This is a genomic window from Ruegeria jejuensis, from assembly GCF_041537905.1.
GTDB lineage: Bacteria > Pseudomonadota > Alphaproteobacteria > Rhodobacterales > Rhodobacteraceae > Ruegeria_C.
Window position 1 is genome coordinate 34,261 of sequence record NZ_JBGRUO010000005.1, and the last position, 11,677, is coordinate 45,937.

General features: G+C 63.6%; 9 protein-coding genes. 7 read left to right on the top strand and 2 right to left on the bottom strand.

The window, feature by feature from the left end; genetic code table 11:
• Positions 1-32: 32 nt before the first annotated feature.
• The 3 genes from acnA (at position 33) to AB1E34_RS07645 (ending at position 4,686) form a co-directional block, all read left to right on the top strand.
• On the top strand, positions 33-2,624 hold the full coding sequence (gene acnA, locus AB1E34_RS07635; protein WP_372571742.1) for an aconitate hydratase AcnA: 2,592 nt from the start codon (positions 33-35) through the stop codon (positions 2,622-2,624).
• 1 nt (position 2,625) lies between these two features.
• Positions 2,626-3,765: a 2-methylaconitate cis-trans isomerase PrpF family protein gene (locus AB1E34_RS07640; RefSeq protein ID WP_372571743.1), complete on the top strand. Its 1,140-nt coding sequence runs from the start codon at positions 2,626-2,628 to the stop codon at positions 3,763-3,765.
• A 228-nt stretch (positions 3,766-3,993) separates the two neighbouring features.
• Positions 3,994-4,686: a phosphatase PAP2 family protein gene (locus AB1E34_RS07645; protein WP_372571744.1), complete on the top strand. Its 693-nt coding sequence runs from the start codon at positions 3,994-3,996 to the stop codon at positions 4,684-4,686.
• A gap of 78 nt (positions 4,687-4,764) precedes the next feature.
• On the opposite strand, the gene rpmB is transcribed toward AB1E34_RS07645, so the two are convergent.
• Positions 4,765-5,055 carry a 50S ribosomal protein L28 gene (gene rpmB / locus AB1E34_RS07650; protein WP_372571745.1) on the bottom strand — a complete coding sequence of 97 codons (291 nt, stop codon included), beginning with the start codon at positions 5,053-5,055 and terminating at the stop codon, positions 4,765-4,767.
• Between the two features lie 200 nt (positions 5,056-5,255).
• Positions 5,256-6,233, bottom strand: coding sequence for a methylmalonyl Co-A mutase-associated GTPase MeaB (meaB, locus tag AB1E34_RS07655; protein ID WP_372571746.1), 978 nt, complete (start codon positions 6,231-6,233; stop codon positions 5,256-5,258).
• An 89-nt stretch (positions 6,234-6,322) separates the two neighbouring features.
• Here meaB and AB1E34_RS07660 point away from each other — a divergent pair, with 89 nt between their 5' ends.
• From AB1E34_RS07660 to AB1E34_RS07675, 4 genes are all read left to right on the top strand, one after another.
• Positions 6,323-7,018 (top strand): DUF3108 domain-containing protein, encoded by a 696-nt coding sequence (locus AB1E34_RS07660; protein ID WP_372571747.1) that lies wholly within the window; start codon positions 6,323-6,325, stop codon positions 7,016-7,018.
• A gap of 14 nt (positions 7,019-7,032) precedes the next feature.
• Complete coding sequence (hrpB, locus tag AB1E34_RS07665; RefSeq protein ID WP_372571748.1) at positions 7,033-9,489, top strand: ATP-dependent helicase HrpB; 2,457 nt, start codon at positions 7,033-7,035, stop codon at positions 9,487-9,489.
• 208 nt (positions 9,490-9,697) lie between these two features.
• Positions 9,698-10,120 carry an NUDIX hydrolase gene (locus tag AB1E34_RS07670; RefSeq protein ID WP_372571749.1) on the top strand — a complete coding sequence of 141 codons (423 nt, stop codon included), beginning with the start codon at positions 9,698-9,700 and terminating at the stop codon, positions 10,118-10,120.
• Between the two features lie 82 nt (positions 10,121-10,202).
• Positions 10,203-11,669 (top strand): inorganic phosphate transporter, encoded by a 1,467-nt coding sequence (locus AB1E34_RS07675; protein WP_372571750.1) that lies wholly within the window; start codon positions 10,203-10,205, stop codon positions 11,667-11,669.
• The last annotated feature ends 8 nt before the right edge of the window (positions 11,670-11,677 follow it).

Sequence of the window (11,677 nt, forward strand, 5' to 3'; positions counted from 1 at the left end):
AGCTCTGTCGCGCAAAGACCGGAGGGTGAGACGTGCAATACCGAAACGTGGCAGGCACAGGATTTCAGGCAATCGACTATGCGCAGGGGCTGGGCAACCGGCTGCCCACCCTGCCCTATTCCCTGCGGGTACTGGCGGAAAACGCCGCCCGCCATTCCGAGGGTGGCGCGGATGCGGCCCTGGTGGCCGAGCGCACCGGCGACGCGGTACCCTTCCGCCCGGCGCGGTTGTTGCTGCACGATATGCTGGGCATCCCTGCGCTGGTCGACATCATGGCGATGCGCGATCTGCTGGAGTCGCATGGCGGTGACCCCGCAGACGTCGACATGAGCCTGCCCGTTGATCTGGTGATCGACCACGCGATGACGATCAACCACTGGGCCGAACGGTTTGCGCTGGAAAAGAACATGGCGAGAGAGTTCGAGGTGAACCGCGAACGCTTTGCCTTTCTCAAAGCCTGCGAGGCCCGGTTTCCACGTCTGCGGGTGATCCCGCCCGGCGGCGGTATATGCCATCAGGTCAATCTGGAGTTCCTCGGCCAGACCGTCCTGCCCTCGAACGAAAACGTGCAGGTTCTGATCCCTGATAGCTGCCTTGGCACCGACAGCCATACCACGATGATCAACGCGCTTGGTATCACCGGTTGGGGCATCGGCGGGCTGGAGGCTGAGGGCCTTCTCTTTGGCGAAACCACCGCCGTGAACGTTCCCAAGGTGATCGGGCTTGAGGTAATCGGTGACCCATCCCATGACATCACTGCAACGGATGTGGCACTGGTCGTGGCCGAAAAGCTGCGCGCCTTGGGCGTAGTGGACACGTTTGTCGAGATGTTCGGTCCCAGCTACGAAAGGCTGAGCGTGGCCGACCGCGCCACGATCGCCAATATGTCGCCCGAATACGGCTCCACCCAGGTGTTCTGCCCGGTTGATGCCAACACGATCCGCTATCAGCGCGAAACCGGGCGCACCGCCGAGACCATTCGCAACACTGAAAGCTATTGCAGGGCGCAGCAGATGTGGTCCGAGGGCGTCGACCCCCGGATCGAGTATGATCAGGTGGTGACGCTGGACCTGAGCGCCATTGGCCGCTCGGTCTCGGGCCCGTCCCGGCCGGAACAGCGGATCGATCTGGAAAAGGCCACGAAAACATTGACCTCAGAGGAAGAGGTCGAAGCGGCCCGCCGGGTGCCGGTCGACGGCGCGGATCACGATATCGGCGATGGCGATGTGATCATCGCTGCCGTCACCAGCTGCACCAACACCGCCAATCCGCGCAACATGATCCTGGCCGGGTTGATCGCCCGCAACGCCGTGGCGCGTGGCTTGAGTGTCAAACCGCATGTCAAGACCTCCCTCGCGCCCGGATCGCGCGTGGTGGCGCGGTATCTGAAGGCCAGCGGGTTGCAGGAGGATCTGGACAAGCTGGGCTTTGAGGTCGCGGCCTTTTCCTGCTCGACCTGCAACGGCATGTCAGGGCCATTGCGGCCCGAGCATGAGGCTGCGATCCGGGATCATGACGTGAAGGGCGTCGCGGTGCTGTCGGGCAACCGCAACTTCGCGGGCCGCATCCATCCATTGGCCTCGCGCAACATGATCGCCTCGCCCCCGCTGGTGGTCGCCTATGCGCTGATGGGCACGATCCTGCGCGACATCTCGCAAGAGGCGCTAGGGCTGGATCAAGACAGCAACCCTGTGACGCTGGCGGATCTCTGGCCGTCGATTGAAGAGGTGGATGAGATCATCAACACCTATGTGACGGCGGATGATTTCATCAGCAATTTCAAAGCAATCGGTGACGTAAATGACGACTGGACCGCATTGGAGACCGGCACTGGCAGTTATGAATGGGTCCCCAGCACCTATGTCAGCTTCCCGCCTTTCGTGAAGACCATCGCGCCCGATCCCGAATCCGTCGCGCCGCTCACGGGCTTGCGGCCTTTGGCAATATTGGGGAACTCGGTGACAACCGATCACATCTCCCCCTCCGGTACCATCACGCCGGAGTCCGAGGCTGGTCAGTTCCTGATCTCCAAGGGTGTCGAACCACGTGACTTCAACTCTTTTGGCACGCGGCGAGGCTGTTCAGATGTCATCATCCGCTCGACCTTCGCCAATTACCGTTTACGCAATGAAATGGTGCCGGACAAGGAAGGGTCCTGGACCCGGATCGAACCGGAAGGCGAGGTCACAACGGTGTTCAAGGCCATCGAAACCTACCTTGAGCGCAATCAGAAATTGGTGGTGATTGGCGGCAAGGATTATGGCTGCGGCTCGTCTCGTGATACGGCGGCAAAAGCGCCCTGGCTTGCGGGTATCCGCGCCGTGATCGCCGAAAGCTATGAGCGTATCCACCGCTCGAATCTCGTCAATATGGGTATCGCGCCGCTTTGTTTCCCTGAAGGTGTCACCCGCCAGACCCTGCGCCTTGACGGGTCCGAGGTCTATGACATCTCCCTGTCGGATGATCTGACCCGGGCCAGCCTGACCATTCGCCGCAGAGATGGCAGCAGCGATGTGACCCCACTGGACCTGCGGCTTTACAACGACCGCGAACGCGAGGTGTTTGCCCAGAGCGGTCTGCTGCCCATGGCATTCCGGTCTTTCCTTGGCAAGAAGGCGGCGTGAGATGCGGCAGGGTTTGAGAGCGGCATTCTATCGCGGCGGCACGTCGAAAGCGGTGGTATTCAACGGGGCCGACCTGCCCGCGGATCAGGCCGAACGCGACCGCATCTTCTTGCAGGTGTTGGGCAGCCCCGACCCCTATGGGCGGCAACTTGACGGTATGGGCGGCGGGATATCGTCGCTGTCCAAGGTGGTGATTGTCGAGCGGTCAGATCGTGCGGATGCGGATGTGAGCTACACTTTCGTGCAGATCGCGGTGGATCAGCCAGTGGCCGATTATGGGTCGGCCTGCGGAAACATGTCTTCCTGCGTCGGGCCGTTTGCGGTGGAGGAAGGTCTGGTTCAGATCGCCAGTGATGGCGAGGCTTTGGTGCGGATATTCAACACAAATACCAGTCAGATCTATCATGCGCGGTTTCCGGTGCAGGACGGGATGCCGGTCGAGCAGGGCGATTTCGTGATCCCCGGCGTGTCAGGCTCCGGCGCGCGCGTGACGCTGGATTTTCTACGCCCCGGCGGTGCGGCAACCGGAAGTTTGCTGCCCACCGGCAACCCGGTGGATGTGCTGCAGGTCGACGGAGTGGGCGCGGTCGAAGCCTCGCTGGTGGATGCGGCCAACCCGGTGGTTTTTGTCTCGGCCGAAGCGCTTGGCAAGACCGCAACCGAACTGCCGCAGGACCTTGATGCGGACGAAAGCTACATGGCCCGGATGGAAGCGATCCGTCGCGCCGGGGCCGTGGCGATGGGTATGGCGGAAACCATCGAACAGGCCGCGCTGTCCAACCCTAAGGTCGCCATTGTCAGCGCCCCGGCAGGTTTCACCGCGCTGGATGGCAGTGCCTACGGGGCAGACAGCCACGATCTGGGTGTACGGCTGATCTCGATGGGCAAATCCCATCGCGCAATCACGCTCACGGGCGGTATGTGCACGGGTGTGGCGACGCAAATTCCCGGCACGCTGGTGAACCGGATTGCGGGTACGGCAGACCCTTTGCGCATCGGCAATCCGTCTGGTGTCCTGCCGGTGATGGCGGAGGTCGCGCAAACCAGTGACGGGGTCGAGGCGATCTCGGCCAGCACCTTCCGTACTCAGCGCCGGATCATGGATGGGACGGTATTTTTCTCGGACGCCGTGACTACCTGACGCAGACAATCCCATTGAGCGGTCTTGGTAGGTAAACTCATCGTCGGTATCACGCGAGGCGCAGTGTGTGCGCCTGTGAGGGCTAGGCCCATTGAATGAAGCGCGCATGAGAAGTTCTTCATTTTGCGGCTCAACCCGCAAAATGCGCTTTGCGTGCGCCATTTGAACCCCATTTGAGTGTGGACACGCCATTTTAGGTCGCGATGCGACCGGAAAAGGAGATACGAGATGACATCCGCCAGAACTTACCTGACGGCCCCAGCCTTCGCGGCCGGGCTTGCCCTTCTGACCTTGGGCGTGGCGCAACCGAGCCACGCCTCTTCCGGCCAGTATCTGCCCGAAGGCAGCGTGACGGCGACCGAGGTGATCCCGCCGCCGCCCGAGATGGACAGTGCCGCGTTTGACACCCAGATGGCCATTGTCGCCTGGGAGCAGCTGACGCGCACGCCGGAACAGGTCGCGTTTGTGGAGACCCCGCTCACGGTTGAGCGGTTCTGGCCGATTGTCGGACAGGATATGTTCACCGTTGATGCAGCCGGACTCAAGACAGTGATCGACCGTTCGATTGACGAGGTCCGGTCCGATTACGACGCGCTGAAGTCGGTCTATGACCTGCCCAGACCCTTCGTCGTCAACGACGCGATAGATCCGATCGGCGAGGTGCGCCCGGTGGCCGCCTATCCCAGCGGTCACTCGATCCGGGCGGTGGTCTATGCCCGGCTGCTGTCCGAGGCCTTCCCCGAGCATGAAGCGGATTTGATCGATCTGGCCGAGCAGATCGGCTATGGCCGGGTGACCGGAGGGGTGCATTACCCGATGGACGTGCTGGCGGGCCAGACGCTTGGCCATGCCTATGCCGATGCGATCATCGCGAACCCGGCGTTTCAAGAGGCGATAGCGCAGGTCCGCATCTCGTCCTGACCTGCCTGCAATGTTCAAACAAGAAAGCCCCGCACCGGTTTCCGGTGCGGGGCTATTTCGTGGTCATCCGGTCAGGGATCAGGCAGTGGCGGATTGCGCCTTTGCGATCTCTTTCTTGACCTTCAGCGCGTTGGCCGACAGCTCGTCATCCTTGGCTTTGGCCAGGAATGCGTCCAGACCTCCGCGGTGATCGACCGAACGCAGAGCCGAGGCCGAGATCCGCAGCTTGACGCCACGGCCCAAGGTTTCGGATTGCAGTGTCACATCATTCAGGTTGGGCAGGAACCGGCGACGGGTCCTGTTTTTGGCGTGGCTGACATTGTTGCCAGTCATCGGGCCTTTTCCGGTCAGTTCGCAACGGCGCGACATGGGTTTCATCCTTCGTATCTGGCGGCAGCTTTTCTGACCCTATGCCAGACATCTGCCAAATCATGAAGGGCGCGGCCCGAAGGCGCGCCCGAAAACTGGTTGGATGCGTGTAAGAGGAATCACCGGAAGGGTCAAGACGGGTATCGCGAAATCTTTGCCATTGCGCCTCTTCCGCCGGGCTTTGTGCCACCCCGAAAAGCTCAGTCGCGTCCGAGCGTCGCCAAAAGGGTCTCGGCGGCAACGGCGGGGCCCAGGCGGCCCCGGGCAACGTCATCGCTCAATTGGTGCATCTGGCTGCGTGCCTGAGCCGTTTCCAGCCGCGCCAGTAGGGCGTGACGTACCTCCTGCTCGAACCAGTAGCGCGCCTGATCGGCGCGGCGGCGGTCCCAGAAGCCATTCTCGCGGCGCCAGGTCACCAGCGATGTCATCTCTTCCCAGGCTTTGGTCAGCCCGGCCTCTTCCAGCGCCGAGACCATCAGCGCCTTGGGAAACCCCTCAGGGTCCTGCGGGCGCTTGCGCAACAGGCGCAGTGCGCCGGAATAGTCGGCGCAGGTGCGGGTCGCGGCGGGACGCAGATCGCCGTCGGCCTTGTTGACGAGAATCAGGTCCGCCATCTCCATGATGCCGCGCTTGACGCCTTGAAGCTCATCGCCGCCCGCAGGTGCGAGCAGCAGCAGAAAGAGGTCAGAGATTTCCGACACAACGGTTTCCGACTGACCCACCCCCACGGTTTCGATCAGCACCACGTCAAACCCTGCCGCCTCACACAGGCTCACCGCCTCGCGGGTACGCCGTGCGACGCCGCCCAGATGCGCCTGGCTGGGCGAGGGGCGGATAAAGGCGTTTGGGTCGCGCGACAGCCGGTCCATTCGCGTCTTGTCACCCAGAATTGAACCGCCAGAGCGGGCCGAACTGGGATCGACCGCCAGCACCGCCACCCGCAGCCCCTGCCCGGTCAGAAACATGCCAAAGCTCTCGATAAAGGTCGATTTTCCGACGCCCGGCGTGCCTGACAATCCGATGCGGATCGCCTGACGGCCCGATTTGCGCAGCCTGTCCAACAGCGCCGCGGACTCGGCGCGGTGATCGGCGCGCTGGCTTTCGACCAGCGTGATGGCCCGCGCCAGCGCCCGGCGCTCGCCGTTCAAAATTCTGTCAGACAGAGTATCGGTGGTCATGGCCCCGCCATTGCTGTTGTGGTGCCTTCATGCCGTGGGTATATCGCCTTTGTCCAGTACCGAACCGACAGGGATCAAAAGCGATGCGAATGATAGGAGCCCTCCTGCTTCTGTGCCTGCCCGGCCTTGTCGCGGCACAGCAGACCGAAGGGCAATATGACGTGCGCGCGCTTGGTGCCAAGGTCGGTGACATGGCGCTAACCGGCGCGGTTAACGGATCACGCTATGCGGTGGCCTCGCGATTCGAGACGACCGGTCTGGTCAATGCGCTGTCCGGGGTAGCGTTCCAGCTGGAATCCAAGGGCCGCGTGCAAGGCAACATATTTGAGCCAAGCAGCTATGTTGAAGAGATGAATACCGGTCGCCGCCAGTCCAAGGAACGGCTGACCTATTCCGGGGGCGTTGCCCGTTCAGACGATGCGGATCCGGGCCCAAAATCCGATCATGCTGTGACTGATGCGGAACAGAAAGGCGCGCTCGACCCGCTGACCGCGCTGTTTGTGGTGATGCGCGATCAGCCCGCAGAGGGGCTGTGCGATCTTACGCAGCGCGTCTTTGACGGCAAGCGGCTAACCGAGCTGGCGATGCTGCGCCGCACCGAGGCCGGGCCGCTGATCACCTGTCACGGTATCTTTCGCCGTGTCTCGGGGTATTCGGCCGATGACCTAAAGCGCAAGCGCGACTTCGAATTCACCGCCACTTACGCCCCTGCGGGCGATCTGATGCGGCTGGTCGAGGTGCGCGCCGATACCCTCTTTGGTCCCGCCACGGTCATCCGGCGCTAGACGCGGGTGATGGGATGACCCGACTGCCCATCGAGGACGCGTTGCCCGAGCTGCTCAACGCGCTGCGCCGCTCGGGCCGGGCTGTGCTGCAGGCCCCGCCTGGCGCGGGCAAGACCACGCGGGTACCGCTGGCCATGTTGGAGGACAGGCTGACCACGGGCGGCATCATCATGCTCGAACCGCGCCGCCTTGCCGCCCGCGCCGCCGCCGAGCGGATGGCCGAAACCCTGGGCGAGGTGGTCGGCGAGACGGTCGGCTATCGCATCAGGGGCGAGGCAAAAAGCGGGCCGCAGACGCGTATTGAAGTGGTGACCGAGGGCATCCTGACCCGAATGCTGCAATCGGACCCGGATCTGCCCGGTGTGGGAGCGGTGATTTTTGACGAATTCCACGAACGCTCGCTGAATGCCGATCTGGGTTTGGCGCTGTGCCTCGAAGTGGTGGGTGCACTGCGCGATGACCTGATGCTGCTGGCAATGTCGGCGACGCTGGATGCGGGGCCAGTGGCAGAGCTCATGCAGGCGCCGCTGGTCAGTTCCGAAGGGCGCAGCTACCCGGTCGATCTGCGATGGCTGGACCGGCCTTTGGCAAAAGAGGCGGACCCGCTCGCGGCGCTGTCGGATCTCGTGTGCACCGCCGAGCAGGAAACACGCGCAACAGGTGGCGACGTGCTGGTCTTTCTGCCCGGCGAGGGCGAGATTCGCAGGCTCCAGACCCGTCTGAGCGACCGCCTGCCCAAGGATTGCACGCTGCATCCGCTGTTTGGTGCCCTGCCCTTTGCCGAGCAGCGCAAAGCGATCGCGCCTGCGCGCAGTGGGCGCAAAGTGGTTCTGGCCACCTCGATCGCCGAGACCTCGCTGACCCTGCCGAATGTGCGCGCCGTAGTCGATATGGGCCGGGCGCGGCGGGGGCGGTTTGATCCCGGCTCAGGCATGTCGCGTCTGGTGACCGAAAAGGTCACGCGCGCTGAGGCCACTCAGCGGGCTGGTCGCGCCGGGCGCGTGGCCGAGGGCGCGTGTTATCGTCTGTGGTCCAAGGGCGAAGAAGGTGCCCTCATGGCATTTCCACCCGCCGAGATCGAGGCCGCCGACCTGACCGGGCTGACACTGGAACTGGCGCTTTGGGGGGCGTCACCCAGTGACCTGCCTTTCCTGACCGCCCCGCCCGAGGGCACGATGCAGGAGGCACGCGCGCTGCTTACGTTGCTGGGGGCGCTGGACGCGCGTGGGCAGATCACAGAACACGGGCGGGCCTTGGCGCGGCTGCCGCTGCATCCGCGTCTGGGGCATATGCTGACCTGCGCCGGGCGGGACGCCGCGCCGCTGGCCGCCCTGCTGGCGGACCGTGATATCCTGCGAGGGGCACCGGTCGATCTGGGTCTGCGGCTGGCAGCGCTGCGCGATCTGCAACGCTTTCGGCGCGAGCGGCCTTATCAGGTCAATCCCGGCGCCTTGGGCCGGGTCAAAGACGAAGCCCGGCGGCTGGCAAGGCAGGCCCCGAAGGATGGCGAGGCTGTCAGCCCGGCCGTGATGGCCGCCTTGGCCTATCCCGACCGTATCGGGCGACGCCGTCCGGGCGATGCACCGCGCTTTGTACTGAGCGGCGGCAAGGGCGCTGTGCTGGAAGCGGGTGATCCTCTGGCAGCAGCGCCTTATCTGGTGGCCACCGACACGGACGGCAACCCGCGCGAGGCGCGCATCCGTCAGGCGGTACAGATCACCGAACGCGAGATCCGCGACAGTTTCGGTGCGCAGATCGTCTGGGTCGACAGCTGCGTCTGGTCCAAACGCGAACGCCGCGTGATCGCGCGCCGGCAGGAGCGGCTGGGCGCGATCACGCTGGAGGATCGGATCTGGAAGGACGTCCCATCCGATCGCGTGGCGCAGGCAATGCTGGAGGGGGTGCGCGATCTGGGCCTGCGGCTGGAGGGTCCGGCAGCGCGGCTCGCCGCCCGCGTGGAACTGGCCCGCGCCGAGGGCGGCGACTACCCGGACTTCTCGCTTCAGGGTCTGACCGACACGCTCGAAGGCTGGCTCCTGCCGATGTTGGAGGGGGTGCGCAGCGCGCAGGAGTGGCGGAAATTCGATCTTTATCCCGCTATGAAGGCCGCGCTCAGTTGGCCTCAGATGCAGGAGTTGGACCGCCGCGTGCCAGGGCAGTTCGTCACGCCGCTCGGGCGCAAGCTGGCGATCGAGTATGGACCGGACGGACCCGAGATTTCGGTGCGCCTGCAAGAGATGTTCGGCGTGACCCGCCATCCCGAAAGCGGCGGTGTGCCGCTGAAGGTTACCTTGCTGTCACCGGCGCAGCGCCCGATCCAGATCACACGTGACCTGCCGGGGTTCTGGGCCGGGTCCTATGCGGAGGTGCGCAAAGACATGCGCGCGCAATATCCCAAACACCCCTGGCCCGAGGACCCGACGCAGGCGGACCCCACCTTGCGCGCCAAGCGCCGCCCGTCTGGGCGTTGAACACATGTGGGTGCGGAAAGACGCTGCTTTTGATGCATTTTTCGTGCCTATTATGCCATTTTTTAGATTTGTCAGCGCCAAATATCCCCAGCTTTGTTGAAAAATCGGGCAAAATGGCCAAGTATCAGGGCTATAGCCGCGCATATAAGCGGCGATGAAAGGGTCGGCAGTAATGTTTATGGCGTTAAAGAGTACCTGGGAAGAGGTCGTGCGTCCCCTCATCCTGCGTCCGGAGGCGGTGCAGGTTGCGGCATTGTGCGTACGCGGCAAAAAGAAAAATCGCGAAGTGTTGATGATCACCAGCCGGGGGTCCGGTCGCTGGGTGGTGCCCAAAGGCTGGCCCATCGACGGCAAGACCGGTGCGGGATCGGCGTTGCAGGAAGCTTGGGAAGAGGCTGGCGTGCAGGCCGAAAAGGTAGACGAGGAGCCGGTCGGCAGCTTTGACTATAGCAAGGTGTTGAAAGATGGCGCCGCGCAGCCGGTGCGGGTCAGCGTCTATCGGATCAAGGTGGATGCGCTTGCCGATGAGTACCCCGAGGCAGGCCAGCGCGAGCGACGCTGGATGCGCCCCGAAGACGCCGCCAATCTGGTGGCAGAACCGGAATTGCAAGACCTGTTGCGCGCCCTCTGATCTTGCGTCTTGCCACGTCTGACCCGGTTCAATTGCAGGATTTGCAAGCAGACTCCGCGCAATACGCTATGCTGGTCGCATCATGAGTGACCACCTGGACGAAATACGTTGGAGCAAGCTTGACCGCGATCTGAACCTGATTTCCCGTGCCGAGCTTGCCGCCTCTTATGCGGCCCGCCCATTGGTCGCGCCAGGTCTGGCACTGGCATTCATCGTTCTGGTCGGTCTCTCTGCGGCGCTGTTTTTTGGCCATATCACCGGCGGGCTGGTCGTGGTCGCGGCAGCGATCTTTGGTGCGTATATGGCGATGAATATCGGCGCCAACGATGTGGCCAACAACATGGGCCCGGCGGTGGGCGCCAATGCGCTGAGCATGGGAACCGCGATCTGCATCGCTGCATTGGCGGAAAGCGCCGGTGCGCTGCTGGCAGGCGGCGCAGTGGTCGAGACCATTGCCAAGAATATCGTCGATCCCACTGCCATGCAGGATGCGCAGGTCTTTATCTGGGCGATGCTGGCGGCGCTGATATCCTCGGCGTTGTGGGTGAACTTTTCCACGCTCATCCGGGCACCAATCTCGACTACCCATTCTGTGGTTGGCGGGGTGTTGGGGGCGGGCGTGGCCGCGGCCGGTATGGCGGCGGTCAACTGGCCCATGATGGGCGCCATCGCCGCAAGCTGGGTCATCGCGCCCTTGCTGGGCGGGCTCATCGCCGCTGCAATTCTGGCGCTGATCAAGGCGCGCATTCAGGATCGCGACGACAAGATCGCGGCAGCACGAGTCTGGGTGCCCATTCTGATCGCGGTTATGGCGGGGGCTTTTGCGGCCTATCTGGCCGTGCAAGGCCTGCAGCGGGTCGTCAGGCTTGAACTGGGCACCGCGCTGCTGATCGGCCTGTTCGTCGGCGGGCTTGCGTGGTGGCTGAGCGTGCCATGGGTGCGACGCAAATCCGCTGGGATGGAGAACCGGACTCGCTCGCTCAAGAGCCTGTTTGGTCTGCCGCTGGTCGTGGCGGCCACGCTGCTGAGCTTTGCCCACGGGGCCAATGATCTGGCCAATGCGGTGGGGCCGGTGGCCGCAATCGTTCATACAAGCCAGTTCGGGGCCTTTGCGGCGCAGGTGCCGGTGCCCGGTTGGGTGATGGCAATCGGGGCCTTCGGGATATCGTTCGGTCTGTTCCTGTTCGGCCCGCGCCTCATCCGGATGGTTGGCACGCAGATCACCAAGCTGAACCCGATGCGCGCGTTCTGCGTGGCACTGTCGACGGCCATCACCGTGCTGCTGGCCAGTTGGCAGGGCCTGCCGGTCAGTTCCACTCATATCGCGGTTGGCAGCGTGTTTGGGGTCGGGTTCTATCGCGAATGGCACAACCAGTATCGTCAACGCCGGGCACCAAACCTGCAGCAGATCGCGATGGAGGAACGCCGCCACCGCAAATTGGTGCGCCGGTCGCATTTCATGACCATTCTTGCCGCATGGATGGTGACGGTGCCCGCCACCGCGCTGCTGTCCGCCGCTTTGTTCACCGGGCTGATGGTCTTCATGTAGGCGCGCAG

Coding starts and splice junctions, on each gene's coding strand:
- AB1E34_RS07675 (WP_372571750.1), top strand. CDS start 10,203: ATGAGTGACCACCTGGACGAAATACGTTGGAGCAAGCTTGACCGCGAT.
- hrpB (WP_372571748.1), top strand. CDS start 7,033: ATGACCCGACTGCCCATCGAGGACGCGTTGCCCGAGCTGCTCAACGCG.
- rpmB (WP_372571745.1), bottom strand. CDS start 5,055: ATGTCGCGCCGTTGCGAACTGACCGGAAAAGGCCCGATGACTGGCAAC.
- AB1E34_RS07640 (WP_372571743.1), top strand. CDS start 2,626: ATGCGGCAGGGTTTGAGAGCGGCATTCTATCGCGGCGGCACGTCGAAA.
- AB1E34_RS07645 (WP_372571744.1), top strand. CDS start 3,994: ATGACATCCGCCAGAACTTACCTGACGGCCCCAGCCTTCGCGGCCGGG.
- AB1E34_RS07660 (WP_372571747.1), top strand. CDS start 6,323: ATGATAGGAGCCCTCCTGCTTCTGTGCCTGCCCGGCCTTGTCGCGGCA.
- meaB (WP_372571746.1), bottom strand. CDS start 6,233: ATGACCACCGATACTCTGTCTGACAGAATTTTGAACGGCGAGCGCCGG.